The 25,332-nt window shown below is 67.9% G+C and carries 33 protein-coding genes; 25 read left to right on the top strand and 8 right to left on the bottom strand.

Going from position 1 to position 25,332, the window contains the following annotated elements:
* On the top strand, window positions 1–474 hold a 474-nt coding region (locus AC3WOE_RS09060), incomplete at its 5' end, for a diguanylate cyclase domain-containing protein (RefSeq protein WP_492689867.1).
* Here the strand turns inward: AC3WOE_RS09060 and AC3WOE_RS09055 are convergent.
* Entirely contained in the window at window positions 475–1,905 is a 1,431-nt protein-coding gene (locus tag AC3WOE_RS09055; RefSeq protein WP_492689865.1) for a cryptochrome/photolyase family protein, read from the bottom strand.
* A 23-nt stretch (window positions 1,906–1,928) separates the two neighbouring features.
* Between AC3WOE_RS09055 and AC3WOE_RS09050 the strand changes: the two genes are divergently transcribed.
* Genes AC3WOE_RS09050 through AC3WOE_RS09025 form a run of 6 tightly spaced genes read left to right on the top strand, consistent with a single transcriptional unit; the run spans window position 1,929 to window position 6,382 of the window.
* Complete coding sequence (locus tag AC3WOE_RS09050) at window positions 1,929–2,507, top strand: YqgE/AlgH family protein (RefSeq protein ID WP_492689863.1); 579 nt, start codon at window positions 1,929–1,931, stop codon at window positions 2,505–2,507.
* Entirely contained in the window at window positions 2,507–2,905 is a 399-nt protein-coding gene (ruvX, locus tag AC3WOE_RS09045) for a Holliday junction resolvase RuvX (protein WP_492689862.1), read from the top strand. Before AC3WOE_RS09050 ends, ruvX begins: the two co-directional genes overlap by 1 nt.
* Window positions 2,902–3,387, top strand: a complete 486-nt coding sequence (gene pyrR, locus AC3WOE_RS09040; protein ID WP_492689860.1) for a bifunctional pyr operon transcriptional regulator/uracil phosphoribosyltransferase PyrR — start codon at window positions 2,902–2,904, stop codon at window positions 3,385–3,387. Before ruvX ends, pyrR begins: the two co-directional genes overlap by 4 nt.
* Window positions 3,387–4,349 carry an aspartate carbamoyltransferase catalytic subunit gene (locus tag AC3WOE_RS09035; protein WP_492689858.1) on the top strand — a complete coding sequence of 321 codons (963 nt, stop codon included), beginning with the start codon at window positions 3,387–3,389 and terminating at the stop codon, window positions 4,347–4,349. Before pyrR ends, AC3WOE_RS09035 begins: the two co-directional genes overlap by 1 nt.
* Before the next feature lie 3 nt (window positions 4,350–4,352).
* Window positions 4,353–5,657, top strand: a complete 1,305-nt coding sequence (locus AC3WOE_RS09030; RefSeq protein ID WP_492689857.1) for a dihydroorotase — start codon at window positions 4,353–4,355, stop codon at window positions 5,655–5,657.
* Window positions 5,654–6,382, top strand: a complete 729-nt coding sequence (locus AC3WOE_RS09025) for a lysophospholipid acyltransferase family protein (protein WP_492689855.1) — start codon at window positions 5,654–5,656, stop codon at window positions 6,380–6,382. Before AC3WOE_RS09030 ends, AC3WOE_RS09025 begins: the two co-directional genes overlap by 4 nt.
* On the opposite strand, the gene AC3WOE_RS09020 is transcribed toward AC3WOE_RS09025, so the two are convergent.
* The gene (locus tag AC3WOE_RS09020; protein WP_492689853.1) at window positions 6,366–7,124 is read right to left on the bottom strand and encodes a hydroxypyruvate isomerase family protein; all 759 of its coding nucleotides are present in this window, start codon (window positions 7,122–7,124) and stop codon (window positions 6,366–6,368) included. The genes AC3WOE_RS09025 and AC3WOE_RS09020 overlap by 17 nt on opposite strands.
* A complete protein-coding gene (locus AC3WOE_RS09015) occupies window positions 7,121–7,750 on the bottom strand; it encodes a DUF4254 domain-containing protein (protein WP_492689851.1) in 630 nt (209 codons plus the stop codon). The genes AC3WOE_RS09020 and AC3WOE_RS09015 overlap by 4 nt, the downstream gene beginning before the upstream one ends.
* Window positions 7,751–7,802: 52 nt before the next feature.
* Between AC3WOE_RS09015 and AC3WOE_RS09010 the strand changes: the two genes are divergently transcribed.
* The gene (locus AC3WOE_RS09010; protein WP_492689850.1) at window positions 7,803–8,759 is read left to right on the top strand and encodes a glycosyltransferase family 9 protein; all 957 of its coding nucleotides are present in this window, start codon (window positions 7,803–7,805) and stop codon (window positions 8,757–8,759) included.
* A gap of 8 nt (window positions 8,760–8,767) precedes the next feature.
* On the opposite strand, the gene gpmA is transcribed toward AC3WOE_RS09010, so the two are convergent.
* Entirely contained in the window at window positions 8,768–9,517 is a 750-nt protein-coding gene (gene gpmA / locus AC3WOE_RS09005) for a 2,3-diphosphoglycerate-dependent phosphoglycerate mutase (protein ID WP_492689849.1), read from the bottom strand.
* 88 nt (window positions 9,518–9,605) lie between these two features.
* On the opposite strand from gpmA, the gene AC3WOE_RS09000 reads away from it, so the two are divergent.
* From AC3WOE_RS09000 to AC3WOE_RS08985, 4 genes are all read left to right on the top strand, one after another.
* The gene (locus tag AC3WOE_RS09000; protein WP_492689847.1) at window positions 9,606–10,016 is read left to right on the top strand and encodes a rhodanese-like domain-containing protein; all 411 of its coding nucleotides are present in this window, start codon (window positions 9,606–9,608) and stop codon (window positions 10,014–10,016) included.
* Window positions 10,017–10,085: 69 nt separating this feature from the next.
* Window positions 10,086–10,346 carry a glutaredoxin 3 gene (grxC, locus tag AC3WOE_RS08995; RefSeq protein WP_492689846.1) on the top strand — a complete coding sequence of 87 codons (261 nt, stop codon included), beginning with the start codon at window positions 10,086–10,088 and terminating at the stop codon, window positions 10,344–10,346.
* Between the two features lie 140 nt (window positions 10,347–10,486).
* The gene (gene secB / locus AC3WOE_RS08990; protein ID WP_492689844.1) at window positions 10,487–10,960 is read left to right on the top strand and encodes a protein-export chaperone SecB; all 474 of its coding nucleotides are present in this window, start codon (window positions 10,487–10,489) and stop codon (window positions 10,958–10,960) included.
* 73 nt (window positions 10,961–11,033) lie between these two features.
* Window positions 11,034–12,032 (top strand): NAD(P)H-dependent glycerol-3-phosphate dehydrogenase, encoded by a 999-nt coding sequence (locus AC3WOE_RS08985; RefSeq protein WP_492690311.1) that lies wholly within the window; start codon window positions 11,034–11,036, stop codon window positions 12,030–12,032.
* Here AC3WOE_RS08985 and trmL read toward each other — a convergent pair whose 3' ends face one another.
* Window positions 12,033–12,503, bottom strand: a complete 471-nt coding sequence (trmL, locus tag AC3WOE_RS08980) for a tRNA (uridine(34)/cytosine(34)/5-carboxymethylaminomethyluridine(34)-2'-O)-methyltransferase TrmL (protein ID WP_492689842.1) — start codon at window positions 12,501–12,503, stop codon at window positions 12,033–12,035. It lies immediately after the preceding gene.
* 172 nt (window positions 12,504–12,675) lie between these two features.
* Entirely contained in the window at window positions 12,676–13,428 is a 753-nt protein-coding gene (locus AC3WOE_RS08975) for a ComF family protein (protein WP_492689841.1), read from the bottom strand.
* 23 nt (window positions 13,429–13,451) lie between these two features.
* Here AC3WOE_RS08975 and AC3WOE_RS08970 point away from each other — a divergent pair, with 23 nt between their 5' ends.
* The 7 genes from AC3WOE_RS08970 (at window position 13,452) to AC3WOE_RS08940 (ending at window position 19,387) form a co-directional block, all read left to right on the top strand.
* Window positions 13,452–14,375 carry a class I SAM-dependent methyltransferase gene (locus AC3WOE_RS08970; protein ID WP_492689839.1) on the top strand — a complete coding sequence of 308 codons (924 nt, stop codon included), beginning with the start codon at window positions 13,452–13,454 and terminating at the stop codon, window positions 14,373–14,375.
* 177 nt (window positions 14,376–14,552) lie between these two features.
* Entirely contained in the window at window positions 14,553–15,740 is a 1,188-nt protein-coding gene (gene coxB / locus AC3WOE_RS08965) for a cytochrome c oxidase subunit II (protein WP_492689838.1), read from the top strand.
* 28 nt (window positions 15,741–15,768) lie between these two features.
* Window positions 15,769–17,418 carry a cytochrome c oxidase subunit I gene (gene ctaD / locus AC3WOE_RS08960; RefSeq protein WP_492689837.1) on the top strand — a complete coding sequence of 550 codons (1,650 nt, stop codon included), beginning with the start codon at window positions 15,769–15,771 and terminating at the stop codon, window positions 17,416–17,418.
* A gap of 5 nt (window positions 17,419–17,423) precedes the next feature.
* Entirely contained in the window at window positions 17,424–17,534 is a 111-nt protein-coding gene (locus AC3WOE_RS08955) for a cytochrome oxidase small assembly protein (protein ID WP_492689836.1), read from the top strand.
* Between the two features lie 83 nt (window positions 17,535–17,617).
* Window positions 17,618–18,220 carry a cytochrome c oxidase assembly protein gene (locus tag AC3WOE_RS08950; RefSeq protein ID WP_492689835.1) on the top strand — a complete coding sequence of 201 codons (603 nt, stop codon included), beginning with the start codon at window positions 17,618–17,620 and terminating at the stop codon, window positions 18,218–18,220.
* Entirely contained in the window at window positions 18,217–18,462 is a 246-nt protein-coding gene (locus AC3WOE_RS08945) for a DUF2970 domain-containing protein (protein ID WP_492689833.1), read from the top strand. Before AC3WOE_RS08950 ends, AC3WOE_RS08945 begins: the two co-directional genes overlap by 4 nt.
* A gap of 40 nt (window positions 18,463–18,502) precedes the next feature.
* Complete coding sequence (locus tag AC3WOE_RS08940; protein ID WP_492689832.1) at window positions 18,503–19,387, top strand: cytochrome c oxidase subunit 3; 885 nt, start codon at window positions 18,503–18,505, stop codon at window positions 19,385–19,387.
* A gap of 55 nt (window positions 19,388–19,442) precedes the next feature.
* Here the strand turns inward: AC3WOE_RS08940 and AC3WOE_RS08935 are convergent, their stop codons facing one another.
* Window positions 19,443–19,658: a DUF2909 domain-containing protein gene (locus AC3WOE_RS08935; protein WP_492689830.1), complete on the bottom strand. Its 216-nt coding sequence runs from the start codon at window positions 19,656–19,658 to the stop codon at window positions 19,443–19,445.
* Between the two features lie 30 nt (window positions 19,659–19,688).
* Here AC3WOE_RS08935 and AC3WOE_RS08930 point away from each other — a divergent pair, with 30 nt between their 5' ends.
* Genes AC3WOE_RS08930 through AC3WOE_RS08905 form a run of 6 tightly spaced genes read left to right on the top strand, consistent with a single transcriptional unit; the run spans window position 19,689 to window position 24,197 of the window.
* A complete protein-coding gene (locus tag AC3WOE_RS08930) occupies window positions 19,689–20,399 on the top strand; it encodes an SURF1 family protein (protein WP_492689828.1) in 711 nt (236 codons plus the stop codon).
* A complete protein-coding gene (locus AC3WOE_RS08925; RefSeq protein WP_492689827.1) occupies window positions 20,350–21,048 on the top strand; it encodes an SCO family protein in 699 nt (232 codons plus the stop codon). The genes AC3WOE_RS08930 and AC3WOE_RS08925 overlap by 50 nt, the downstream gene beginning before the upstream one ends.
* On the top strand, window positions 21,045–22,133 hold the full coding sequence (locus AC3WOE_RS08920; protein WP_492689826.1) for a COX15/CtaA family protein: 1,089 nt from the start codon (window positions 21,045–21,047) through the stop codon (window positions 22,131–22,133). The genes AC3WOE_RS08925 and AC3WOE_RS08920 overlap by 4 nt, the downstream gene beginning before the upstream one ends.
* A gap of 2 nt (window positions 22,134–22,135) precedes the next feature.
* Window positions 22,136–23,041, top strand: coding sequence for a heme o synthase (gene cyoE, locus AC3WOE_RS08915; protein ID WP_492689824.1), 906 nt, complete (start codon window positions 22,136–22,138; stop codon window positions 23,039–23,041).
* The gene (locus AC3WOE_RS08910; RefSeq protein ID WP_492689823.1) at window positions 23,038–23,655 is read left to right on the top strand and encodes an SCO family protein; all 618 of its coding nucleotides are present in this window, start codon (window positions 23,038–23,040) and stop codon (window positions 23,653–23,655) included. The genes cyoE and AC3WOE_RS08910 overlap by 4 nt, the downstream gene beginning before the upstream one ends.
* A 38-nt stretch (window positions 23,656–23,693) precedes the next feature.
* Window positions 23,694–24,197 carry an OmpH/Skp family outer membrane protein gene (locus tag AC3WOE_RS08905; RefSeq protein WP_492689822.1) on the top strand — a complete coding sequence of 168 codons (504 nt, stop codon included), beginning with the start codon at window positions 23,694–23,696 and terminating at the stop codon, window positions 24,195–24,197.
* A 127-nt stretch (window positions 24,198–24,324) separates the two neighbouring features.
* Here the strand turns inward: AC3WOE_RS08905 and rpoH are convergent, their stop codons facing one another.
* Complete coding sequence (gene rpoH, locus AC3WOE_RS08900; RefSeq protein ID WP_492689820.1) at window positions 24,325–25,242, bottom strand: RNA polymerase sigma factor RpoH; 918 nt, start codon at window positions 25,240–25,242, stop codon at window positions 24,325–24,327.
* Window positions 25,243–25,332: the final 90 nt, after the last annotated feature.

Genomic DNA, 25,332 nt, shown 5'->3' with positions numbered 1-25,332 from the left:
GCGCAGCTGGACGACAAGCCCGCCGTCCAGCTGCGCGACGGCCTGACCGGCCTGTTCAATGAAGCCGCCCTGCACGAGCGCCTGGACCAGGTCTCGCGCTGCGCGACCCGCGATGGCGTCGACCTGGCCGTCTACGTTGTGCGCCTGGCCGGCCTGGCCCAACTGGCGGACGACGTCGCCGGCGCCGTGGCCCGCCAGGTGGCGCTGCGCCTGAAGGAGGCCAGCGCCGATTCGGACATCGTGGCGCGCAGTTCGGCCGACCAGTTCGCCGTCGTGCAGACCCGGCTGGACCAGGCCGAGCAGGCCGCCAACCATGCCCGCAGCCTCGTCGCGCTGATGAGCGAGCCCTTCCATGTGGCCGGGCGCGACTACACCCTGGGCATCGAGATGGGCATGGCCCTGTTCCCTGCCGACGCGGTCTCGCCGCGCGGCCTGTTGACCCTGGCTCAGGCCACGGCCTTCGGCGCCCTCTGATCAGGCAGGCCGTTTGACGACGGCGTAGCGCTCCAGCGTGCGCTCGCGCGCGATGGCATGGTCGACGATGGGCTGTGGGTAGTCGCGGCCCTGCATCTCCAGCGGTGCCCGCTCCCAGGGCGCGTGGATGGCCTTGTTGGACAGTTCGGCCAGCTCCGGGCAGTAGCGGCGGATGAAGCGGCCCTCGGCGTCGAACTTCTCGCTCTGGCTGGTCGGGTTGAAGATGCGGAAATAGGGTTGGGCGTCGCAGCCGCTGCTGCTGGCCCATTGCCAGCCGCCGTTGTTGGCCGCGAGGTCGAAGTCCAGCAGCTTCTCGGCGAAATAGGCCTCGCCGCGCTGCCAGGCGATGCCGAGATCCTTGGTCAGGAAGCTGGCCACCACCATGCGCAGGCGGTTGTGCATATAGCCGGTCTGGTTGATCTGGCGCATGGCCGCGTCCACCAGCGGAAAGCCGGTACGGCCGTCGCACCAGGCGGCGAACAGCGTGTCGGCCTGCTTGCCGGTCTCCCAGCGGATGGCGTCGTACTCCGGCTTGAAGGCCGACGTCATGGCATGCGGGTGGTGGTGCATGACCTGGTGATAGAAATCGCGCCAGATCAGCTCCGACAGCCAGATCTCGGCGCCATGGTCGCCGCCCTGCATCAGCTGGTGGGCCGTGCGCGCCAGCCGGCGGATGGACACGGTGCCGAAGCGCAGGTGCACGCTGAGATAGCTCGGGCCCTTCAGGGCCGGGAAGTCGCGCTTCTTGTCGTAGTCGGCGATGCGGTCCAGGAAGTCGTCCAGCAGCACCTCGGCACCGCGGCTGCCCTGGCCGACATGGGCGATCAGATCGGTGGGCTGGAAACCGATGTCCTTCAGGCCAGGAACGCCCTGGGCCAGCTTGCTCTTGGCGAGGCTGGCCGCATGGCGCTCCACCGGATAGCTGCTCAGGTAGAACTCGTCGACCTTGCGCAACCAGGCGTTCTTGTAGGGCGTGAACACGCCATAGGGCCCGCCGGCGGCCGTCATCACCTCGCGGCGTTCGAAGATGACGTGGTCCTTGAAGCTGCGCAGCCCGGCGTTGAGGGGCTCGAGCAGATCGGCCACCCGCGCATCGCGCATCAGCGCCTGGGGCTCGTCGTCATGGGTGGTGAAGACGGCCTGCACGTCCAGCTCGGCCGCCAGGCGCGGGATCTCGTCGGCCGCGAAGCCGTGGCGCACGATCAGGGCGCCACCCAGCCTGCGCAGGTCCTCGTCCAGCACCTGCAGGGCGCCCAGGATGAATTCCACGCGCCGGTCGGCCCGGGGCAGGACGTCCAGGATGTCGCGGTCCAGCACGAAGGCGCAAAACACCTGTTTCGCGGCTCGCAGCGCCTGGTAGAGGGCGGCCTGGTCAGCCACGCGCAGGTCGCGGCGAAACCAGACCAAAGCGCGGTCGATACGGTCGGTCATGACCGGCAGAATAAAATGCCTTCATGCCTGCCGACCGGATCGTCCTGACCAACCAGTTCCTCATCGCCATGCCCGGCATGGCCGACGAGGCTTTCGCAGGCACGGTGGTCTACCTCTGCGAGCACAACGACAACGGCGCCCTGGGCCTGGTCGTCAACAAGCCGACCTCGCTGACGCTGGGCAACCTGTTCGAGAAGGTCGAGCTCAGCCCGCCGGCCGACCCCCTGGCCGACAGCCCCGTCTTCTACGGCGGCCCGGTGCAGACCGACCGCGGTTTCGTGCTGCACGAGCCCCTGGACGAGGAGGGTGGCCACTACAACGCCACGCTGGCCGTGCCCGGCGGCCTGGAGATGACCACCAGCCGCGACGTGCTGGAGGCCCTGTCCAACGGCGCCGGCCCGCGCAAGATCCTCGTCACCCTGGGCTACAGCGGCTGGGCCGCCGGCCAGCTCGAGGAAGAAATCGGCCGCAACGGCTGGCTGACGGTGGACGCGACGCCGGAAATCATCTTCGACACGCCGGTCGAGCAGCGCTACGAGAAGGCGCTGGCACTGCTGGGCGTCGATCCGCGCATGCTCAGCTCCGACGCGGGGCATGCGTGATGGCCGTCGTGGCTGACGCGTCCCGCCTTCAATCCTTTCTTGCTTTTGACTTTGGCCTGCGCCGCATTGGCGTGGCCAGCGGCACGCGTCTGCTCGGTTCGGCCGAGCCGCGCGGCACCCTCAAGGGCGGCGACTTCGACGCGATCGCTGCCCTCATCAAGACCTGGCAGCCCGACGCCCTCGTCATCGGCGTGCCCCGCCACCCCGACGGTGCGCCGCACGAGATGACGGCCAAGGCGCAGAATTTTGGCCGGCGCCTCTCGGGCCGCTACCACCTGCCGGTCTTCGAGGTGGACGAGCGCTATACGAGCGTGGAAGCTGAAGCCGAAGGCGCACAAGACGTGGATGCCGCCGCCGCCGCCCTGATCCTGGAACAGTTTTTTCGAGAACACCCATGAGTGATTTGCTGCTCGATGCCGAGGCTCTGTACCTCGAGCTCAAGAAAGGCGTGCAGAAGCTGCTGACGCCCGACACCGCCCTGGTGGGCATCTGGAGCGGCGGCGCCTGGCTGGCCGAGAGACTGGCGGCCGACCTGGGGGTCGCCGCCGGCACCATCTCCAGCGCCCTGCACCGCGATGACTTCGGTTCGCGCGGCATGGCCAAGGCCGACCACACCAAGCTGCCCTTCGACGTCAATGGCCGCGACATCCTGCTGATCGACGACGTGCTCTACAGCGGGCGCACGACGCGGGCCGTCATCAACGAGCTGTTCGACTTCGGCCGCCCGGCGCGCGTGCAGCTCGCCGTGCTGGTGGACCGCGGCGGGCGCCAGCTGCCCATCGAGCCGGCCTTCTCGGCGGCGCGCGTCTCGCTCCAGGCCGACCAGAGCCTGCGTCTGAGCCGCGCTGACGACGGCCGCTTCCGATTCGAGGTGAAATGATGCTGAGCAAGCGAAATCCCCAGCTCAACAAGCACGGCGAGCTCATCCACCTGCTGTCCATCGAAGGCCTGCCGCGCGCGGTCGTCGAGCAGATCCTGGACACCGCCGGCAGCTTCCTCTCCGTCAACGACCGCGAGGTCAAGAAGGTGCCGCTGCTGCGCGGCAAGTCGGTGTTCAACCTGTTCTTCGAGAACAGCACCCGCACCCGCACCACCTTCGAGATCGCCGCCAAGCGCCTCAGCGCCGACGTCATCAACCTCGACATCGCGCGCTCCTCCACGGCCAAGGGCGAGACCCTGCTCGACACGGTGGCCAACCTCAGCGCCATGCACGCCGACATGTTCGTCGTGCGCCACAGCGAGAGCGGTGCGCCCCACCTGATCGCCCAGCACTGCGCGCCTCACGTGCACGTGGTGAATGCCGGCGACGGTCGCCACGCCCACCCGACCCAGGGCCTGCTGGACATGTACACGATCCGGCACTTCAAGAAGGACTTCCGCAACCTGACGGTGGCCATCGTCGGCGACATCGTGCACTCGCGCGTCGCCCGCAGCGACATCCATGCGCTCAACATCCTCGGTGTGCCCGAGATCCGCGCCGTCGGCCCCAAGACCCTGGTGCCGGGCGACCTGCGCGACATGGGCGTGCGCGTCTGCCACGACATGGCCGAGGGCGTGAAGGACGCCGACGTCGTCATCATGTTGCGCCTGCAGAACGAGCGCATGAACGGCGGCATGCTCCCCAGCAGCGGCGAGTTCTTCAAGCACTTCGGCCTGACGCCGGAGAAGCTGGCCCTGGCCAAGCCCGACGCCATCGTCATGCACCCGGGCCCCATCAACCGCGGTGTGGAAATCGCCTCCGAAGTGGCGGACGGCAAGAGCAGCGTCATCCTGCCCCAGGTGACATTCGGCATCGCTGTCCGAATGGCGGTCATGGCCATCCTTGCCGGCAACGAGGCTTAAGACATGAAGATCCTCATCAAAGGCGGCCGGCTGATCGATCCGGCCACGAATCTCGACCGCACGGGCGACGTCGCCATCGCCAACGGCCGCATCGTGCACCTGGGCGACGTCAGCGACTTCGGCGCCGACCGCACTGTCGATGCGCGCGGCCTCATCGTTGCGCCCGGCCTGGTCGACCTCTGCGCCCGCCTGCGCGAGCCCGGCCATGAGCACGAAGGCCTGCTGGAAAGCGAACTCGCAGCCGCCGCGGCCGGGGGCGTGACCAGCCTGGTCTGCCCGCCCGACACCGACCCCGTGCTGGACGAGCCCGGCCTGGTCGAGATGCTGAAGTTCCGCGCCCGCAAGCTCAGCCGCTGCCGCCTCTTCCCGCTGGGTGCCCTGACGCGCCAGCTGCAGGGCTCGGCCCTGACGGAGATGGCCGAGCTGACCGAGGCCGGTTGCATCGGCTTCTCGCAGGCCGAGGTGGCGATCAAGGACACCCTGGTGCTGAGCCGCGCGCTGCAGTACGCGGCCACCTATGGCTACACGGTCTGGCTGCGCCCGCAGGACTTCCACCTCGGCGGCGGCGTGGCCGCCAGCGGTTCGGTCGCGACGCGCCTGGGCCTGTCCGGTGTGCCGGTCAGCGCCGAGACGATTGCGCTGCACACCATCTTCGAACTGGTGCGCGCCACCGGCGCCCGCGTCCACCTCTGCCGGCTGTCGAGCGCCGCCGGCGTCGAGCTGGTGCGTGCGGCCAAGAAGGAAGGCCTGCCCATCACGGCCGACGTGTCCATCAACTCGCTGCACCTCAGCGACGTCGACATCGGTTATTTCGACTCCGCCATGCGCCTGACGCCGCCGCTGCGCCAGGGCCGCGACCGCGACGCGCTGCGCGCCGGCCTGGCCGACGGCACCCTCGACGCGCTGGTGTCCGACCACATGCCGGTCACGACCGACGAGAAGGCCGTGCCTTTCGCCGAAGCCACGCCGGGCGCCACGGGCCTGGAGCTGCTGCTCAGCCTGGCCCTGCGCTGGGCGCGCGACGCCGAGCTGCCGCTGCAGCGCGCCCTGGCCGTCGTCACGGCCGAGCCGGTGCGCGTGCTGGGCAGCGCTCTGGGTTCACTGTCCGCGAGCGCGGGCCGCCTGGTGGAAGGCGGCGTCGCCGACGTCTGCGTCTTCGATGCCAACGCCAGCTGGTCGGTCACGCCCGAGGCCCTGGCCAGCCAGGGCAAGCACACGCCGTTTGCCTTTGCCTCCAGTGGTTTCGAGCTGCCGGCGCGCGTGCGCTGCACCTTGGTCGCGGGCCATATCGCCTACGAAGCTGAATGAGAGCTTTGGTCGCCGCCTGGCGCCTGCTGCGCCTGGCCCCGCATGTGCTGCACGGCCTGTGGATCGTCAGGCGTCACTTCGAGCTGATGACGGCGTCCGAGAGGCATGGGCGCATCCAGTGGTGGTCGGTCAAGACGCTGCGCATCCTCGGCATCGAGCTGAAGTCCCAGGGCCAGGCCCTGCCGGCCGGTCACCTGCTGGTGGCCAACCACATCTCCTGGCTGGACATCGCCGGCGTGCACGCCGTGCTGCCCCAGGCGCGCTTCGTCTCCAAGGCGGACGTGAAGCACTGGCCGCTGGTGGGTGCCCTCGTCGAAGGCGCCGGCACCTTGTTCATCGAACGCACCAGCAAGCGCGACGCCCTGCGCGTCGTGCACCAGACGGCCGCGGCCCTGCAGGCGGGTGACTGCGTCGCCGTCTTCCCCGAAGGCACCACGGGCGCCGGGCCCGAGATGCTGCCCTTCCACGCCAACCTGCTACAGGCCGCGGTGTCCACCGGCGCACCGGTCCTGCCGCTGGTGCTGCGCTGGTACGAGCCGGGCGAGCGCTTCAGCTCCTCGGCTCGCTTCATCGGCGACATGACCCTGGCCCAGAGCCTGTGGAGCATCGTCTCGGCCAAGGGGCTGGGCATCGACGTGCAGATCCTGCCCAGCGTGATGACCGAAGGCCAGGACCGCCGCGCCCTCGGCGAGACCCTGCGCAGCGTGATCAGCGCGCGCTTGTAAGCCAGCCCAGCCCGGCCGAGGTGTCGGCGCGCGGGCGGTACTCCAGGCCGATGGCGCCGGGCCAGGCGCGCGCGTCCAGCAGCTCGAATTCGGCGGCGAACTCGTCCGGCCGCGGCTCATGCCGGCCATCGACGCCCGCAACCTGCACATGGCCGAGCACACCCAGGTCCAGCGCCCGCGCCAGATGCGTCAGCGATTCGCCCTCGGCCACGCGGCAGTGGTAGAGGTCCAGCTGCAATTGCACCCGCGGCGTGTTCAAGTCGGCCAGCAGTGCCAGGGCCTGGGCCTGGCGGTGCAGGAAATAGCCCGGCATGTCGCGGTGATTGATGGGTTCGACGAGCAGGGGCAGGGCCGACTGCTCGGCGGCCCAGCGCAGATTGGCCAGCCAGGTGGCACGCGTTTCAGGGCCGTCTTCGGCAAGTCCCGACAGCAGATGGACGCGCGCGGCGCCGAGTTGGTGAGCGAGGTCCAGGCCGCGCAGCGTTGCGTCACGGAACTGAGCCTCGCGGCCGGGCAGGGCGGCAAAGCCGCGTTCGCCCGCCGCCCAATCGCCGGCGGGCGCATTGATCAGAACGACGCGCAGCCCGGTCAGTGCGGCCTTCAGCGCCGCCGCGTCATGCAGATGCGGCTGCCGCAATTCCACCGCCGTGAAGCCGTCGGCGCGCGCCCCCGCCGGGCGATCGAGATAGGCGTGTTCGCCGTACAGCCAGTCGAGATTGGCTGCAAGGCGCTGCGCAATCACTTGGACTCCGCGACCAGGGCCGGATTCAGCCGCGGGTCGTTGTACATCTTGAACTGGCGATAGACCTTGAAGTAGGCCCGGCCGGCACGGGCGTCGGCCAGCAGGCCGTCGAAGCAGTGGCCCAGGTCGGCACGCTGCTGGATCAGGCGTTGCAGGCGCTCGGCGCAGGACTGGCGATGCGCCGCGTCCACGTCGCTGCGCAGGGTCTGCTCGCGCATGGCGGCGATCTTCAGGCCGAGGATGGAGATGCGATCCAGCATGGAGCCCGCTGTCTCGCTGTTCAGGCGGGCGCCGGGCGGCACGGTGGAGAGGGGCAGGGCGCTGGCAATGGTGGCGGGGTCGACGAGGCCCAGGGCCGACAGCAGGAATTCGTCGATGCGCTCGATGGCGTCGTTGCGGGCCTGGTTGTGGCGGTCGATGGCGCGCTTGTTGGCGACGATCTCGGCGTCAGGCGCCTGGGTGCGGCGAGCCAGGTCCTCCTGGGCCCACAGGCTGCGATTGTGGAAGTGGTTGCTGGCGATCCAGCCCTGCAAGTCATGGGCGGCGACGGCGGCCGGCGCCAGGGCCAGCGCAGCGTCGTGGGCGGCGATCACTTCGGCGGAGGAGGGCAGGGTGATCTCGGGCATGAAGGGCTGGCCTGCGCAGTGAGAATCCCGCGCCACTTGTAAAGAATTGCTGATGATAGAAGCCCGCCCGCTGATCGTTCGCCTGCGCAACTTCGTGGGCGACACGGTGCTGAGCATTCCGGCACTGAGATTGCTGGAGCAGCACGGCTACCGCGTCGAGCTGGTGGGCAAGGGCTGGGCGCGTGGCCTGCTGGAGGCCGAGGGCTGGACCGTGCATGTGCGGCCCGGCGGCCTGCGCGAGCGCATCGCGCAACTGCGCGAGTTGAGGCGGCGCTTCAAGGCCGATGACCCCGGCTTCGACAGGCGCTCCAACACCTTGCTGTTCCCTTATGCCTTCTCTGCCGCGCTGGACTCGCGCCTGGCCGGCCTGAAGGCCGAAGGCCATGCCGGCGATGGCCGGACCTGGCTGCTCAAGCGCGGCCTGCCGCGGCGCGAGGGGCGGCATACCCTGGTCGAGTATTGGGAGCTGGCCTGCGACTTCCTCGGTGTGCAGGCCGAGCCGCCCAAGGACATCGCGATGAAGGTCAGCGAGGCCCAGCGCGGGCAGGCGCGGGCGCTGCTGGCGGCGCATGGCGTCGAGCCGGAGCGCATCGTGTTGATCTGCCCGTTCGCGAACGGCCGTGTGGAATTCCTGGATCGCAGCTGGCCGGCCTTCCCGGACTTCGTGCGGCGCCTGCATGCACAGGGCCGCCACGTCGTCATCGTGCCCGGGCCGGCCGAGGTGCAGGGCGCGCAGGACCTGTATCCGGATGCGATCCGCCTCGACGGTGTCGCCCTGGGCGCCTACAACGCGCTGCTGCAACTGGCCGGCGTCGTCGTCGCCAACGACACCGGGCCGGCTCACATGGCCGCGGGCGTCGGCGCGCGGCTGCTCAGCATCTGGGGACCGGTCGACGCGGCGCGCTGGGCGCCGTGGGGGTCGACTGTCACCCTCATGCGACGCGGGCCCACCGAGTGGTCCAGCGTCGATGAAGTGCTGTCAGCGGTGGACCAGGCCTTGGCCTGCTAGGCAGCCGGTCAGGCTGCCGTCTTTCCTTGGGCCGCGACGGCAGCCGCCGCCTTGGCAGCCGCTTCGGCGTCACCCAGGTAGTAGCTCTTGATGGGCTTCAGGTTCTCGTCCAGCTCGTAGACCAGCGGGATGCCATTGGGGATGTTGACGCCAACGATGGCATCGTCGGCGATGTTGTCCAGGTACTTGACCAGGGCACGGATGCTGTTGCCGTGGGCGGCGATCAGCACGCGCTGGCCCGACTTGATGGTCGGCGCCACGGTCTCGTTCCAGAACGGCAGCACACGGGCCACGGTGTCCTTCAGGCACTCGGTCAGCGGCACGTCCTTGGGGTCGAGCTTGGCGTAGCGCGGGTCGCCACGCTCGCTGCGCGGGTCGGTCGCTTCCAGGGGCGGCGGCGGCGTGTCGTAGCTGCGGCGCCAGATCAGCACCTGCTCGTCACCGTACTGCTTGGCCATGTCGGCCTTGTTCAGGCCCTGCAGGCCACCGTAGTGGCGCTCGTTCAGCCGCCAGGCGTGGCGCACCGGCAGCCAGGTGCGGTCCATCTGGTCCAGGCAGTGCCACAGCGTCCAGACGGCGCGCTTGAGCACGGACGTGTAGGCGATGTCGAAGTCATAGCCCGCTTCCTTCAGCAGGCGACCGGCCGTCTTGGCCTGCTCGACGCCGGTGGGCGTCAGGTCCACATCGGTCCAGCCGGTGAAGCGGTTTTCCAGATTCCAGGTCGATTCGCCGTGGCGGATGAGGACGAGCTTGTACATGGGCTAGCAACGCACAGGTGGTGGAAGGCGGCGGATTATCGGCTCCGGCGATAATCACCGGCTTCGTTGAATTACACGGGATGCTTGCTTGAACTTCCTGATCGAGAACTGGTTTTTGATCGTCGCTGCCCTCGTCTCCGGCGGCATGCTGTTCTACCCCCTGCTGGTGTCGGGCGCCCAGAGCGGCGGCCTCAGCCCTGCGCAGGCGGTGCAGCTGGTCAACCGTGAGAAGGGTGTGCTGATCGACGTCAGCGAGCCCGAGGAGTTCGCCAAGGGCCATCCGGTCGGCGCGCGCAACATCCCCTTTGGCCAGATCGAGGGCCACAAGCAACTGCCGTCCAACAAGGCCCTGCCGCTGGTGTTGGTGTGCCCGACCGGCGCACGCGCCAGTCGCGCCGCTGGCATGCTGCGCAAGCTGGGCTATGAAAAGGCCCAGGTGCTGGCAGGTGGCCTCAAGGCCTGGCGTGAGGCCAACCTGCCGGTTGAAAAAACGGCGTAAGCCGTTTTTCGCCAGACTGGTTTGAATTTCATTTGTTTCTGGCAGAAGACGGCATAGACGAGGTTGGCGATGGCTCACGTGAAGATGTATACGACCCTGGTCTGTCCGTTCTGCGTGCGCGCCAAGATGCTGCTCAAGCAGCGTGGCGTTGAGCAGATCGACGAGATCCGCGTCGACCTGAATCCGGCCGAGCGCCAGACCATGATGAGCATGACCGGCCGCCGCACCGTGCCGCAGATCTTCATCGGCGACACCCATGTCGGGGGGTGTGACGACCTCATCGCCCTCGACCAGAAGGGCGGTTTGCTGCCCCTGCTCCAGGCCGCCTGAGCCACCTTCGGCCGCGGGGCCTGATTTCAAGTCCGGGCAAGCCCGATCCGGCTTGTCATGCGCCTCGCCGCATAATCCAGCTACCGCCCGCAGCTTCACGCTTGCGGGCTTTTGTTTGACGCTCCGTTCGAAAGAGTCCCATGGCCGACGAGATCCAAGCCGCCCCCGAAGGCACCCCCGTGTTCCAGATCCAGCGCATGTATCTGAAGGATCTGTCGCTGGAGCAGCCCAACGCGCCCCACATCCTGCTGGAGCAGTCGCAGCCCCAGGTCGACATCAACCTGACGCTGTCGGCCGAGAACGTCACCGACGGCATCTTCGAGTGCTGCGTGACCGCCACGGTCAACACCAAGGTTGGCGACAAGACCCTGTTCCTGGTGGAGGCCAAGCAGGCCGGCATCTTCGAGATCCGCAACATCCCTCAGGACCAGATCGAAGGCATCCTGGGCATCGTCTGCCCGCAGATGGTCTACCCCTATCTGCGCGCCATCGTGTCCGACGTCTGCACCCGTGCCGGCTTCCCGCCGGTGCTGCTGACCGAAGTGAATTTCCAGGCCATGTTCGAAGCCCAGCAGGCCCAGCGCGCGGCCCAGGGCGGCACCGCGGTCAACTGAGCGCCTCGCGCTCGCGACGACGCCCCGCCTTGCGGGGCGTTTTTCATGGGCGACACTTCCACGCATGACGACGATGAAGATCAGCGTGCTGGGCGCCGGCGCCTGGGGCACGGCCCTGGCCATCCAGGCGGCCGAGGCCGGGCATGACGTGAGCTTGTGGGCGCGCGACGCCGCGGCCATCGAAGCCATGCGGGCCAGCCGTCGCAACGCGGCCTATCTTCCCGACAGCACCTTGCCCGCCGCCCTGGCGCTGACGGCGGATCGCGCCGCGGCCATCGCCCATGCGGCCCAAGGCCTGACCATCGTTGCGACGCCCATGTCCGGCCTGCGCGAGACGCTGGCCGTGCTGCCTTCGACGCAGCGCGTCTTGTGGCTGTGCAAGGGCTTCGAGGCCGGCACCGGCCGCCTCGGCCACGAGATCGCCCGCGAACTGCAACCAGCCATGCGCGTCGGCGTGCTGTCGGGCCCGAGCTTTGCGCAGGAGGTGGCCGCGGGTCGGCCCACGGCCCTGGTGGCGGCCAGCGAAGACGCCGACCTGGCCCAGGCCGCCGTGGATGCCTTCCACGGCGATCGATTGCGGGTCTACACCTCGAGTGACCCGGTCGGCGTCGAGGTCGGCGGGGCGGTCAAGAACGTGATGGCCATTGCCGTCGGCGTCTGCGACGGCCTGTCGGCATCGGCGCCCGATGCGCCGGGGCTGAATGCCCGCGCCGCGCTGATCACCCGTGGCCTGGCCGAGATGCTGCGCCTGGGCCTGGCCCTGGGCGCCAAGGTCGAGACCTTCATGGGCCTGTCCGGCCTGGGCGACCTGGTGCTGACGGCGACCGGCGACCTGTCCCGCAACCGCCGCGTCGGCCTGATGCTGGCCCAGGGCCTGGCCCTGCCGCAGATCCTGGCTCAGCTCGGCCACGTCGCCGAAGGCGTCTACAGCGCACCGACGGTGCTGGCGCGGGCGCGTGAGGTGGGCGTCGAGATGCCCATCACCGAAGGCATGGTGGCCTTGCTGGATGGCCGGCTGCGCGCGGCCGATGCGGTCGAGCACCTGATGGGCCGTGAGGCCCGCGCCGAATAGTCAGTTTCCGCCGCTGTAGCCGTTCTGCCGCCAGGCCTCGAAGACGGCGACGGCCACGCTGTTGCTGAGGTTGAGGCTGCGCTGGCCTTCACGCATGGGCAGCCGTACGCGCTGTTCGAGCGGAAAGCTGTCGCGCAGCGCCGGCGCCAGGCCGGCCGTCTCGCTGCCGAACACGAACCAGTCGCCGGCCTGCCAGGCGACTTCGCCGAAGGGCCGGCTGCCGCGCGTCGTGAAGGCGAACATGCGTGTCTTGTCGGGCGTCTCGGCGGCGAGGAAGGCCGCCCAGTCGGCATGGCGCTTCACGCGGGCGTACTCGTGATAGTCCAGGCCGGCGCGCTGCAGCAGCTTGTCTTCCATGGAAAAGCCCAGCGGCTCGATGAGGTGCAGGGCGCAGCCGGTATTGGCGGCGAGCCGGATCACGTTGCCCGTGTTGGGCGGAATCTCCGGCTGGACGAGGACGATGTTGAACATGGGCGAGAGTATCTTCGCCGGCTCGTGTTGCATTCGGGCCGAGCGCCGGGCCGCTCCCTAGCCGGCCCGCGCTGGCGATGTGCTTGCCGGTCGATCCGGCAAGCATCGCCGTCCCCTCGGGGGACCGGTCAGGCGTGCCCGCGTCCAGCGGGGCAGGACTGGACGAGGGGCCTCAATCTTCGGGTTCCGGTGTTCGAGCAATGACCCAGGCCTGCACGCTCATGACGCCGGCCTGCAGCAGCACGCCGGCCAGCTCGAACAGCGTCGCGCCGCTGGTCATCACATCGTCCAGCAGGGCGACGCTGGTGTCGCGCAGCCTGCCCGCGCGCAGCGGCTCGACGGCGAAGACGCCGCGCACGTTGGCGGCGCGGTCCTCCAGCTTGAGGCCGGCTTGGGCGGAGTTGTGGCGCACGCGCAGCAGCAGCTCGGGATCGCAGCGCAGGCCGCGCCGCCGTGCCAGCGCCTTGGCCAGTTCATACGACTGGTTGTAGCCGCGCTCGCGGATTCGTGCATCGGACAGGGGCACGGGCAGCAGCCAATCGGGGGCTTCGACCTCGGCCGCATTGAGGGCGGTGTTGAGGCGCTCCAGCAGGCTTTCGCGCAGTTCCAGGGCCTGGTGGTATTTGAAGTGCTGCAGCAGGCCGTCCCAGGGGAAACGATAGTCCAGGGCCGCGATGGTGCGATCCAGGGGTGGCGCCGTCTGCAGGCAGCGCCCGCATTGCGGCCGCGGGCGGCCGATGAGCTCGGGCGGCAGGCGCGTCGCGCAGGTCCAGCAGCGCGGCTGCGGGCGCGCGTACAGCGCCAGGCAGGCCTCGCAGATGGTCTGGTGGCTCCAGGCGCGGCAGACGGCGCACTGGCCGGCGCAGCGCAGCAGGACCTTCTCGATCAGTGCGGGCTTCGTTGCCGACAGGGAGCGCTCGGGCATCGGCTCAATATACTGACCGCGCCATGAGTGAACCGGTCTCGACCCCTACTTCAAACAAGGGGCCGCGGCCCCAGGATCTCGACGCCGCTGCCGTGCGCCATCAGACGCGCCGCCTCGCGGCCGCCGCGCAGCCGCCCTGGCTGCACGAGGAGGTCGCGGGCCGCATGGCCGAACGCCTGACCTATATCAAGCTGCAGCCCCAGCGTGTGCTGGATGCATCGCCGGCCCTGGGTGCGAGCGGCGAACTGCTGCGCCTGGCCTATCCCCAAGCCGACATGCTGTGGCACGAGGTCGACGCGGTGTTGGCGGCGCGAGCGGCCGAAAAACGCCAGCGCAACTGGTGGCAGAAGCTGCGCGGCGCGTCTTCGGGCCAGGTCGAGACCTTGCCCGCACGGCCCGAAGTCGATCTGCTGTGGTCCAACATGGCCCTGCATGCCAGTGCCGACCTGCCGGAGCTGCTGGCGGGCTGGCAGGCCAGCATCGCGGTGGGCGGCTTCGTCATGTTCTCCTGCCTGGGGCCGGACAGCTTTCTCGAGCTGCGCAGCCTCTACGCCCGCCAGGGCTGGGGCCGGCCGGCCCCGGACTGGTGGGACATGCACGACATCGGCGACCTGGTTCTGAAGGCCGGTTTTGCCGACCCCGTCATGGACCAGCAGCGCCTGCGCCTGACCTGGGCCAGCCCCGAAAGCCTGCTTGCCGATCTGCGCAGCCTCGGCGGCAACCTGGCGCCGACACGCTTCGCCGGCCTGCGCGGCCGGGCCTGGAAGGCGGCCCTGCTGACGCAGCTGGAAACCCTGCGCGACGGCGAGGGCCGGCTGGCGCTGACGCTGGAGCTGGTGTTCGGCCATGCCTTCAAGGCCGCACCCCGGCTGACGGTGGCTGCCGAGACCCATGTGTCCATCGATGCCATGCGCGCCACGCTGCGCAAGGGGCGCGAAACCGGCTGAAAGGGGGGTGTATCCCCGGGGTCGCCGCGGCCCGGCCCCCTCGGAGCCTGGGCTAAAATCCCGCGCCGCATAGAGGGCTTGGGGGCAAAACCCGGCTCAAACCGCGGAACTTGCGCTCTACGTCCGGCCGTCGGGTCGGATTGCAAGCCCCGCTCCTCAAAGAACCAAGTGACAACCATGACGATGATGAACGCACGAGTGCATAGCGCCTCACGCGCTTGGGGCCGCTGGGCCACGGCGGCGATGGCGGCCCTGGCAGCGGGACCGGCCCTGGCGGTCAACGACCTCAAGGGCGGTCCGGGCGTCAATCAGCTCAATCTGCCTGAGCCGGTCACGCGCATCGCGGCCGACCAGATGTGGCTGCACAACTTCGTGATGATCGTCTGCGTCGTCATCTTCGTCGCCGTGTTCGGCGTCATGTTCTATTCGATCTTCAAGCACCGCAAGTCCAAGGGCGCGGTGTCGGCCAACTTCCACGAGAGCGTGGCCGTCGAGATCGCCTGGACCGTCGTTCCCTTCCTCATCGTCATCGGCATGGCCCTGCCGGCCACCAAGGTGGTGGTCGCGATGAAGGACACCACCAACGCCGACGTGACCATCAAGGCCACCGGCTACCAGTGGAAGTGGGGCTATGACTACCTGAAGGGCGAAGGCGAGGGCATCGGCTTCCTGGCCACCCTGGATACCGCCCAGCGCGAGTCCTCCAACACCGGCCATCCCGAGCCGGTCGACAACTACCTGCTGAAGGTCGACAACCCGCTGGTGGTGCCGGTGGACAAGAAGATCCGCATCATCACGACGGCCAACGACGTCATCCACGCCTGGATGGTGCCGGCCTTCGGCGTCAAGCAGGATGCGATCCCCGGCTTCGTGCGCGACACCTGGTTCAAGGCCGAGAAGGTCGGTGACTACTACGGCCAGTGCGCCGAGCTGTGCGGCAAGGAACACGCCTACATGCCCATCCACGTGAAGGTGGTGTCCGCCGAGGACTACACCAAGTGGGTCGATGGCAAGAAAAAGGAAATGGCTGCCAAGGCCGATGATCCGAACAAGGTCTGGGAGCAGGCGGCCCTGATCGCCCGCGGCGAGAAGGTCTACGCCGCCAACTGCGCGGTCTGCCACAAGCCCGACGGCAGCGGCGCCGGCCCGATCAAGCCGCTGGACAAGTCGCCCGTGGTGCTGGCCGAGGACAAGCTGCAGCAAGTCCAGGTCGTGCTGAACGGCCGCATGGACAAGGGCATGCCGTCGTGGAAGCAGCTCAGCGACACCGAGATCGCCGCCGTGATCACGTACACCAAGAACAGCTGGTCCAACAAGACGGGTCAGACGGTGCAGCCGGCCGAAGTGCTGGCCGCCCGCAAGTAAGTCCGAACGCCGAATCAGAGGAAATCACATGAGTGCAGTGCTCCCCCCCCACGGCGTTCACGGCGGTGGTCATGACGACCACGCCCACGACGACCACCACGACCACCATGCACCGAGCGGCTGGCGCCGCTGGGTGTTCGCGACCAACCACAAGGACATCGGTACGCTGTACCTGCTGTTCTCGTTCACCATGCTGATGGTGGGCGGCATCCTGGCCCTGTGCATCCGTGCCGAGCTGTTCAAGCCCGGCCTGCAGTTCTTCAACCCCGAGCTCTTCAACCAGTTCACGACCATGCACGGTCTGATCATGGTGTTCGGCGCCATCATGCCGGCCTTCGTGGGCTTCGCGAACTGGATGATCCCGCTGCAGATCGGTGCGGGTGACATGGCCTTCGCGCGCATGAACAACCTCAGCTTCTGGCTGCTGATCCCGGCCGCCCTGATGCTGGTGGGCAGCTTCTTCATGCCGGGCGGCGCCCCCGCCGCGGGCTGGACGCTGTACGCGCCGCTGACGCTGCAGATGGGCCCGTCCATGGACGCCGGCATCTTCGCGATGCACATCATGGGCGCCTCGTCCATCATGGGCTCGATCAACATCATCGTGACCATCCTCAACATGCGCGCCCCCGGCATGACGCTGATGAAGATGCCGATGTTCGCCTGGACCTGGCTGATCACCGCCTATCTGCTGATCGCCGTCATGCCCGTGCTGGCCGGCGCCATCACGATGACGCTGACCGACCGCCACTTCGGCACCGCCTTCTTCAACCCGGCTGGCGGCGGCGACCCGGTCATGTACCAGCACATCTTCTGGTTCTTCGGCCACCCCGAGGTCTACATCATGATCTTGCCGGCCTTCGGCATCATCAGCCAGATCGTGCCGGCCTTCGCCCGCAAGCGTCTGTTCGGCTACGCCTCCATGGTGTACGCGACGGCCTCCATCGCCATCCTGTCCTTCATCGTGTGGGCCCACCACATGTTCGCCACCGGCATGCCGGTGACGGGCCAGCTGTTCTTCATGTACGCGACCATGCTGATCGCCGTGCCCACGGGCGTGAAGATCTTCAACTGGCTGGCGACGATGTGGCGCGGCTCGATGACCTTCGAGACGCCGATGCTGTTCGCCGTCGGCTTCATCTTCGTGTTCACGATGGGCGGCTTCACCGGCCTGATCCTGGCCATGGCGCCGGTCGACATCCAGCTGCAGGACACCTACTACGTCGTGGCCCACTTCCACTACGTGCTGGTGGCCGGCTCGCTGTATGCCCTGTTCGCCGGCGTCTACTACTGGGGTCCGAAGTGGACCGGCGTCATGTACTCCGAGACGCGCGGCAAGATCCACTTCTGGGGCTCGCTGATCTTCTTCAACGTGACCTTCTTCCCGATGCACTTCCTGGGTCTGGCCGGCATGCCGCGTCGCTATGCCGACTACCCCATGCAGTTCACCGACTTCAACATGGTCGCCTCCATCGGCGCCTTCGGCTTCGGCTTCATGCAGGTCTACTTCTTCCTGTTCGTCGTCGTGCCGATGATGCGCGGCAAGGGCGAGAAGGCTGCGCAGAAGCCCTGGGAAGCCGCTGAAGGCCTGGAGTGGGAAGTGCCGTCGCCGGCCCCCTTCCACACCTTCGAAGAGCCGCCCAAGCTGAACGCTTCGGCCACCAAGATCGTCCACGGCTGATCGTCATGACGCCTGAACAGCGCAAGGCCAACCGCCGTCTGGCGTTGATCCTGCTGTCGATCGCGCTGGTCTTCGGCGTCGGCTTCGTCGCCAAGATGGTGCTGCTGACCCACTGACATGATGAAGCCCCCATGCTCACTTCGTTCGCTGCCCCCCGAGGGGGCGCGTCAGCGCCTTCGGGCGGCCGGGCGCCGCTGACATGCGCTTCCTGGCCGCTCTCCACCGCGACAACCGTCAGCTCTTCGTGAAGCTGGCGGTCGTCGTGGCACTCATGTTCGGCTTCGGCTATGCGATGGTCCCGCTCTACAAGGCCATCTGCAACGCGCTCGGCATCAACGTGCTGTCGCTGGCCGAGAAGCAGACGCTGCTGGCCGAGAAGGGTGTGGCCAACGGCAACGGCCAGATCGACTTCAGCCGCGAGATCACGGTCGAGTTCGACACCAATGCGCGCGGCCCCTGGGACTTCAAGCCGGCGGTGCGCCACCTGACGGTGCACCCGGGCGAGCTGACCCAGGTCATGTACGAATTCAAGAACGTGCAGGACCGCACCATGGCCGCGCAAGCCATCCCGAGCTATGCGCCCATGCAGGCCAGCGCGCATTTCAACAAGCTGGAATGCTTCTGCTTCAACGAATACACGTTGAAGCCGGGCGAGAGCAAGCAGTGGCCGGTCGTGTTCGTCATCGACCCCAAGCTGCCCAAGGATGTGAAGACCATCACCCTGTCCTACACCTTCTTCGAGGTGGCGGGCAAGGGCGGGGTCAAGCTCGGTGAGGCCCCGAAATCCGGAGCCGCGCTGTGAGCGAGAAGCCGGGCCAGGATCTGAAGGAAGCGGTGGGCCGCAAGGCCTCCTTCGCCCAGACGATCTCGGCCGTGGCCTGGAGTTTTTTCGGCGTGCGCCGGGGCCGGGACCATGAGAACGACATGGCCAAGCTCAACCCGGTGCATGTGCTGATCGCGGGCGTGCTCGGTGCCGCCCTGTTTGTATTGGTGCTGGTGCTGCTGGTCCGCTGGGTCATCAGCAGTGGCGTGGCGGGGGCCTGAGGGCCTGCGTCGCAACAAGGTTCAGAACGAGGAGAACAATATGTCGGCAGCGACTACCCCGGGCAAGACCCCGTACTACTTCGTCCCGGCGCCCTCGCGGCATCCGGTGATGGCCGCCACCGGCCTGTTCTTCGTCATCCTCGGCGCTTCGCAGTGGATCAACGGCCATGGCTGGGGCATGTACTCGCTGTTCGGCGGCCTGGCCTTCTGGGCCTTCGTGCTGCAGGCCTGGTTCCGTGACGCCATCGGCGAGAGCGAGGGCGGCCTCTACAGCGACCGCATCGACGTCTCCTTCCGCTGGAGCATGGGCTGGTTCATCTTCTCGGAGGTGATGTTCTTCGCCGCCTTCTTCGGCGCCCTGTACTGGGCGCGCGTCTTCTCGGTGCCTTCGCTGGGCAGCCTGGAGAATGCGCTGCTGTGGCCCGACTTCAAGGCCATCTGGCCGAGCACCGCGGCCGGCTTCACCGCTGCGCCTGCCGGTACCGTCGAGGCCTTCAGCACCATGGGCCCCTGGCCCATCCCGACGATCAACACGGCCCTGCTGCTGACCTCGGGCGTCACGCTGACCATCGCCCACCACGCGCTGATCGCCGGCAACCGCGCCAAGACCATCGCCTGGATGTGGATCACCGTGCTGCTGGGCATGACCTTCGTCGGCTTCCAGGCCTACGAATACCACCACGCCTACACCGAGCTCAACCTCAAGCTGAACTCCGGCATCTACGGCTCGACCTTCTTCATGCTGACCGGCTTCCACGGCTTCCACGTCTGCGTGGGCGCCCTGATGCTGCTGTTCATCACCATCCGCCTGATGAAGGGCCACTTCACGCCCGAGCGCCACTTCGGCTTCGAAGGCGCCGCCTGGTACTGGCACTTCGTCGACGTGGTCTGGCTGGGCCTGTACATCGTCGTCTACTGGATGTGACCTGACGGTCGCCCAAAGAGAAAGCGCCGCAGTCGCGGCGCTTTTTTCATGCAGGCTAGGATTTGATCGGCAGGCCGGTCGGCTGTATCCAGCCCATCTTCCAGCTCAGCAGGATGACGAGGAAGAGCGTCACCGACACGGCGACCCGCACCGCCAGTGCCCGGGCCATGTTGGGGCTCTTCTTGTTGCCGCCCTTGCGCAGCATGAAGAAGCCGGCTGCAGCGAGCGCACCGAGGATGGCTATGAAGGCGATCAGGATCACGAATTTCATGGTGTCGAATTATCCGCCGCGAGGGGTCGCATGACCGGCAGGCGCTGGCTGGTGCTGCTGGCGGCGCTGTTGGGGGCGGCGCTGACGGCGCGCCTGGGGCTTTGGCAGCTGGACCGTGCTGCGCAGAAGATCGCGCTGCAGGCCGCCATCGAGGCCGAGGCCGGCAAGCCCGCTCTCGCCAATGCCCAGCTGGGTGGGGCAGGGCAGCTGCACCGCCGCGTGGCCCTGCGCGGCAGCTGGCTGGCCGAGCGCACGGTCTGGCTGGACAACCGGCCCATGGACGGCCACACCGGCTTCTTCGTCGTCACGCCGCTGCGTTTGGCGGGGCGCGACGAAGTCATCCTGGTGCAGCGCGGCTGGGCGCCGCGCAACCAGCTCGACCGCACCCAGCTGCCGCCACTGGCCACGCCCACGGGCGAGGTCACGGTCGAAGGGCGGCTGGCGGCCTCGCCCTCGCGGCTTTATGAGCTCGGTGCGGGTTCGGCCGGAGCTATCCGGCAAAATCTCGATCCTGCGGCCTTCGCCGTCGAGTCCGGCCTGAAGCTGCTGCCGCTGACCGTCGTGCAGACGGCGGCGGATGCATCCGACGACACGCTGCTGCGCCACTGGCCGGCGCCCGACCTCGGTCTGCAGAAACACTATGGCTATGCCTTTCAATGGTTCGCGCTCTGCGCGCTGATCGTCGGTCTCTATGTCTGGTTCCAACTCATCCGTCCCCGCCTCCGCCGACAGCAGCCCTGAACCGCTGAGCTTTGCGGTGCACAGCCTGCCCGATCCGCGCACGGCAACGCGCCAGAGCTCCGGCCGCTGGAAGATGCTGCTGGTGATGGCCATGTGCGCCGCGCCGGTCGTGGCGTCCTATTTCACCTTCTATGTCGTCAAGCCTGCCGGCTCGGCCTATGGCGAGCTGATCGCGCCGGCCGTCGACATGCCCGCCGACCTGCCGCTGACCGATCTGCAGGGCCGGCCGGTCGCGGCCGCGTCGCTGCGCGGCCAATGGCTGCTCACCATCGTGCAGGGCTCGGATTGCACGGCCGCCTGCGAGCGCCAGCTGTATGTGCAGCGCCAGTTGCGCGAGATGCTGGGCAAGGAACGCGCCCGCGTCGACAAGCTCTGGTTGATCCCCGACAACGGCACGCCGCGCGCCGAGGTCATGGCGGCCGTCAGCCAGAAGGGGGCCGAGGTCACCGTGCTGCGCGTGCCCCAGGACCGCTTGGAGGCCTGGCTGAAGCCGGCCGCCGGCAAGGTGCTGGCCGACCATTTCTATGTCATCGACCCGATGAACCGCTGGATGGAGCGCGCCCCCGCCGAGCCCGAGCCCAAGAAGCTCAAGGCGGACCTCGACAAGCTGCTGCGTGCCAGCGCCAGTTGGGATACGGCTGGTCGATGAACGAGTTGCTGCTGCCCCTGGGCCAGGTCGCCGCCATCGGCGGCGCGGTGGCCCTCGGCCCGCTGATCTGGTGGCGCCAGCGTTCGCGTGCCAGCACGCCCGCCGGTCGCCTGCGCGCGCTGACGCTGCTGACCCTGTTCCTGACCTTCGACCTCATCGTCTTCGGCGCCTTCACCCGCCTGACCGACTCCGGCCTGGGTTGCCCCGACTGGCCCGGCTGCTACAGCGCCGCCAGCCCCGTGGGTGCGCACGAGCACATCCAGGCGGCGCAGACGGCCATGCCCACCGGCCCGGTCACGCATGGCAAGGCCTGGATCGAGATGGTCCATCGCTATCTCGCCAGCGGCGTGGGCTTGCTCATCCTCGTCATGACCGTGCTGAGCTGGCGGCTCAAGCGCCATGACGGGGAAGCAGCCCCGTCGCCCTGGCTGCCGACGCTGACGCTTTTGTGGGTCTGCGTGCAGGGCGCTTTCGGGGCGCTGACGGTCACCATGAAGCTCTTCCCGGCCATCGTCACCCTGCATCTGCTGTTCGGCCTGGGCCTGCTGATGCTGCTGGCCTGGCAGCGCGAAGCCTGCGAGCCCCAGCCCATAAAAGCTTCCCGCGCGCTGCGTGCCGGCGTGGTCATCGTGCTGCTGCTGGCCTTGATGCAGGTCGCGCTCGGCGGCTGGGTCAGCACCAACTACGCCGTGCTGGCCTGTGACGAGTTCCCCACCTGCCATGGCGGCCAGTGGTGGCCGCATCTGGACTTCGCCCAGGGCTTCCAGCTCTGGCGCGAACTGGGCCAGCGTGCCGACGGGGGCTATCTCGGCTTCGAGGCGCTGGCCGCCATCCACATGGCCCACCGCATCGGTGCCGCCTTCGTCTTCTCGGCCATCATCGGGCTGGCCTGGGCGCTGCGCCGTCCGGCGCCGGCCTGGACACGCTGGCTGCTTGCCGCCGCAGGCTGGCAGTTGGCCTCGGGCCTGTCCAACGTCGTGCTCGACTGGCCCATCGTCGCGGCCCTGGCCCACACTGCAGGCGCCGCCATGCTGCTGGCCCTGCTCACCACTTTGCTCGCGCGCATGAAGCGCATCGGATCCTGATCATGGCTTCCACGTCCACCGCCAGCGCCCTGGTGCACAGCCCGCGCTGGCAGCAGTTCTACCAGCTGACCAAGCCGCGCGTCGTCCAGCTCATCGTCTTCTGCGCCGCCATCGGCATGGCCCTGGCCGTGCCCGGCCTGCCCGACCTGCCGCAGGCCCTGACCATGTTGGCCGCCGTCGCCGGCATCTGGCTGGTCGCCGGCGCGGCCGCGGCTTTCAACTGCCTCATCGAGGACGGCATCGACGCGCGCATGAAGCGCACCGCCTGGCGCGCCACCGCCAAGGGCGAATTGAGCCGTCCGCAGACCCTGGCCTTCTCGGCCCTGCTGTGCGGCATCGGCATGGCCATCCTGGGCCTCTACGTCAACCTGCTGACGATGTGGCTGACCTTCGCCACCTTCGTCGGCTATGCCGTCATCTACACCGTCATCCTCAAGCCGACGACACCGCAGAACATCGTCATCGGCGGTGCCTCGGGCGCCATGCCGCCGGTGCTGGGCTGGGCCGCCATGCGCGGCGACGTGGGCTTCGAGGCCTGGCTGCTCTGCCTCATCATCTTCCTGTGGACGCCGCCGCACTTCTGGGCCCTGGCCCTGTACCGCGCCGAGGACTACGCCCGCGCAGGCCTGCCCATGCTGCCGGTCACCCACGGCAACGACTACACGCGGCTGCAGATCCTGCTCTACACCTGGGTGCTGCTGGCGGCGACGCTGCTGCCCTTCCTGACCGGCATGAGCGGCTGGTTCTACCTGTGCGCCGCCGTCGGCCTGGGCCTGGGCTTCTGCGCCTATGGCTTCCGGCTGTGGCGGGCCTATTCCGAGATGCTGGCGCGCCGGACCTTCTGGTTCTCCATCTGGTATCTGTCGCTGCTCTTCGCGGCCCTGTTGATCGACCACTACATCGCATGAACACCCGTCGCTTCGCACTGGCCGCGCTGGCCGCCTCCGCCATGGTGCTGCTGGCCGCCTGTCAGAAGTCCAGTCCCGACAAGCCGGCCTTCAAGGGCATCGACCTGACCGGAGCGGAGTACGCCCGGCAGCTCAACCTGACCGACCAGGACGGCCGCGCCCGTTCCCTGGCCGACTTCAAGGGCAAGGTGCTGGTGGTGTTCTTCGGCTACACCCAGTGCCCCGACGTCTGCCCGACAACCATGGCCGAGGTGGCCGAGGTCAAGCGCGGCCTGGGCGCCGATGGCGACAAGGTGCAGGGCGTCTTCGTCACCATCGACCCCGAGCGCGACACCGCCCAGCTGTTGAAGGCCTACCTGGCCAGCTTCGATCCCAGCTTCGTGGGCCTGCGCGGCAGCGAGGAGCAGACCCAGGCCGCCGCCAAGGAGTTCAAGGTCTTCTTCGCAAAGGTGCCGGGCAAGACGCCCGAGACCTACACCATGGACCACACGGCCGCGAGCTTCATCTTCGACACCGAAGGCCGCGTGCGCGTCTACGCCCGCTACGGCGCCGGCGCCCAGCCGCTGGCCGACGACATCAAGCTGCTGCTGGCTGAAACCAGGAAACCGTCTTGAAGTGCGCGGCGTACGCCGCAGAGAGTTCGAAAGTGAATATGAAAACAGCCATCACCATCGCCGCAGTCGGCCTCCTGGGGGCGATGACGGGTGCAGCAGCAGAGCCGCTGAAGATCGGTTTTGTCGACGTGCAGCAGGTGCTGCAGGAGTCTGCCCCGTCCAAGGCCGCGGGTGCGCGGCTGGAGAGCGAGTTTGGCGGCCGTACCAAGGAACTGCAGCGACTGGAAGCCAGGCTGCGCGAGGCGAGCGAGAAGTTGGACAAGGACGGGGCTGTGCTTTCCGAAGAGGAACGCGGCCGTCGCAATCGGGACCTCGCGAACCAGAAGCGTGAATTGGAGCGCAGGAGCCGCGAATTCCAGGAGGACGCCGAGCGGCGCCAGCAGGAGGAGCAGCGCGTGGTCAAGGACAGGTTTGACAAGGCCGTCAAGCAGGTCTTCGAGACCGAGAAATACGATCTGATCCTGCAGGACAACGCACCGTTCCGTAGTGCGGCGGTCGACGTCACGAGGAAGGTGCTCGACGCGATGGCGGCCCCGAAGTAGCTAGCCGACGCTCGGGTTGATTGCTGGCGTCCCCTGAGTTTCGAGATGGCCTGCAACGGGCGTTGCGTCGCGAGCACCCCATGAAAAAAGGCCCCGAAGGGCCTTTTGCATGCGAGGGCTCGAGGGATCAGGCGGCTTCGGTCAGCGCTTTCTTCATCTTCTTCATCGCCGCCACCTCGATCTGGCGGATGCGCTCGGCCGACACGCCGTACTCGGCCGCCAGCTCGTGCAGCGTCATGCCGCCCGAGGTGTCGTCGTTGACCTTCAGCCAGCGCTCTTCGACGATGCGGCGGCTGCGCGGGTCCAGCACTTCCAGCGCACGCTGGATGCCGTCGCCGGCCAGGGCGTCACGCGAGCGCGCCTCGATGACACGGGTGGGTTCGTGGCTCTCGTCGGCCAGGTAGGCGATGGGGGCGAAGCTCTCGCCGTCGTCGTCGGTCTGCGGCTCCAGGGCCACGTCGCCGCCCGACAGCCGGGTCTCCATCTCCAGCACTTCCTCGCGCTTGACGTTCAGCGTGCTGGCCACATGGGCCAGTTCGGCTTCGCTCAGTGTGTTGCGATGCGTCTGGCCATCGGCCTGGTCGGCCTTGAGCTGGTGCTTCATCGAGCGCAGGTTGAAGAACAACTTGCGCTGGGCCTTGGTCGTCGCGACCTTGACCATGCGCCAGTTCTTCAGGATGTACTCGTGGATCTCGGCCTTGATCCAGTGCATGGCGTAGCTGACCAGGCGCACGCCCTGGTCCGGGTCGAAGCGCTTGACGGCCTTCATCAGGCCGACATTGCCTTCCTGGATCAGGTCGCCCTGGGGCAGGCCGTAGCCGACGTACTGGCGCGAGATGGAGACCACCAGGCGCAGATGCGACAGCACCATGCGGCCGGCGGCTTCGAGGTCGCCCTTGTCGCGCAGGCTGCGCGCGGCGCTTCCTTCTTCCTCGGCCGTCAGCAGCGGCAGGCGGTTGACGGCAGAGATGTAGGCGTCCAGATTGCCCAGCGAGGGCACCAGGGCCCAGGGGTCGCGGACGGCAATGGCAGAAGAGGCGGACATCGTCATGAATCCTTGCTAAACCGCGGCGAGGGATGCCGCGATGGACAAGATATTAGCACTCTGGTTTGGTGAGTGCTAAGAATGACGGCG

It is taken from the genome of Roseateles sp. FW305-36, from assembly GCF_058787015.1.
This window is presented reverse-complemented; position numbering and strand designations above follow the sequence as displayed.

Coding starts and splice junctions, on each gene's coding strand:
- AC3WOE_RS09055 (WP_492689865.1), bottom strand. CDS start 1,905: ATGACCGACCGTATCGACCGCGCTTTGGTCTGGTTTCGCCGCGACCTG.
- AC3WOE_RS09050 (WP_492689863.1), top strand. CDS start 1,929: ATGCCTGCCGACCGGATCGTCCTGACCAACCAGTTCCTCATCGCCATG.
- ruvX (WP_492689862.1), top strand. CDS start 2,507: ATGGCCGTCGTGGCTGACGCGTCCCGCCTTCAATCCTTTCTTGCTTTT.
- pyrR (WP_492689860.1), top strand. CDS start 2,902: ATGAGTGATTTGCTGCTCGATGCCGAGGCTCTGTACCTCGAGCTCAAG.
- AC3WOE_RS09035 (WP_492689858.1), top strand. CDS start 3,387: ATGCTGAGCAAGCGAAATCCCCAGCTCAACAAGCACGGCGAGCTCATC.
- AC3WOE_RS09030 (WP_492689857.1), top strand. CDS start 4,353: ATGAAGATCCTCATCAAAGGCGGCCGGCTGATCGATCCGGCCACGAAT.
- AC3WOE_RS09025 (WP_492689855.1), top strand. CDS start 5,654: ATGAGAGCTTTGGTCGCCGCCTGGCGCCTGCTGCGCCTGGCCCCGCAT.
- AC3WOE_RS09015 (WP_492689851.1), bottom strand. CDS start 7,750: ATGCCCGAGATCACCCTGCCCTCCTCCGCCGAAGTGATCGCCGCCCAC.
- AC3WOE_RS09010 (WP_492689850.1), top strand. CDS start 7,803: ATGATAGAAGCCCGCCCGCTGATCGTTCGCCTGCGCAACTTCGTGGGC.
- gpmA (WP_492689849.1), bottom strand. CDS start 9,517: ATGTACAAGCTCGTCCTCATCCGCCACGGCGAATCGACCTGGAATCTG.
- grxC (WP_492689846.1), top strand. CDS start 10,086: ATGGCTCACGTGAAGATGTATACGACCCTGGTCTGTCCGTTCTGCGTG.
- secB (WP_492689844.1), top strand. CDS start 10,487: ATGGCCGACGAGATCCAAGCCGCCCCCGAAGGCACCCCCGTGTTCCAG.
- AC3WOE_RS08985 (WP_492690311.1), top strand. CDS start 11,034: ATGAAGATCAGCGTGCTGGGCGCCGGCGCCTGGGGCACGGCCCTGGCC.
- trmL (WP_492689842.1), bottom strand. CDS start 12,503: ATGTTCAACATCGTCCTCGTCCAGCCGGAGATTCCGCCCAACACGGGC.
- AC3WOE_RS08975 (WP_492689841.1), bottom strand. CDS start 13,428: ATGCCCGAGCGCTCCCTGTCGGCAACGAAGCCCGCACTGATCGAGAAG.
- AC3WOE_RS08970 (WP_492689839.1), top strand. CDS start 13,452: ATGAGTGAACCGGTCTCGACCCCTACTTCAAACAAGGGGCCGCGGCCC.
- coxB (WP_492689838.1), top strand. CDS start 14,553: ATGACGATGATGAACGCACGAGTGCATAGCGCCTCACGCGCTTGGGGC.
- ctaD (WP_492689837.1), top strand. CDS start 15,769: ATGAGTGCAGTGCTCCCCCCCCACGGCGTTCACGGCGGTGGTCATGAC.
- AC3WOE_RS08955 (WP_492689836.1), top strand. CDS start 17,424: ATGACGCCTGAACAGCGCAAGGCCAACCGCCGTCTGGCGTTGATCCTG.
- AC3WOE_RS08950 (WP_492689835.1), top strand. CDS start 17,618: ATGCGCTTCCTGGCCGCTCTCCACCGCGACAACCGTCAGCTCTTCGTG.
- AC3WOE_RS08940 (WP_492689832.1), top strand. CDS start 18,503: ATGTCGGCAGCGACTACCCCGGGCAAGACCCCGTACTACTTCGTCCCG.
- AC3WOE_RS08935 (WP_492689830.1), bottom strand. CDS start 19,658: ATGAAATTCGTGATCCTGATCGCCTTCATAGCCATCCTCGGTGCGCTC.
- AC3WOE_RS08930 (WP_492689828.1), top strand. CDS start 19,689: ATGACCGGCAGGCGCTGGCTGGTGCTGCTGGCGGCGCTGTTGGGGGCG.
- AC3WOE_RS08925 (WP_492689827.1), top strand. CDS start 20,350: ATGTCTGGTTCCAACTCATCCGTCCCCGCCTCCGCCGACAGCAGCCCT.
- AC3WOE_RS08920 (WP_492689826.1), top strand. CDS start 21,045: ATGAACGAGTTGCTGCTGCCCCTGGGCCAGGTCGCCGCCATCGGCGGC.
- cyoE (WP_492689824.1), top strand. CDS start 22,136: ATGGCTTCCACGTCCACCGCCAGCGCCCTGGTGCACAGCCCGCGCTGG.
- AC3WOE_RS08910 (WP_492689823.1), top strand. CDS start 23,038: ATGAACACCCGTCGCTTCGCACTGGCCGCGCTGGCCGCCTCCGCCATG.
- AC3WOE_RS08905 (WP_492689822.1), top strand. CDS start 23,694: ATGAAAACAGCCATCACCATCGCCGCAGTCGGCCTCCTGGGGGCGATG.
- rpoH (WP_492689820.1), bottom strand. CDS start 25,242: ATGTCCGCCTCTTCTGCCATTGCCGTCCGCGACCCCTGGGCCCTGGTG.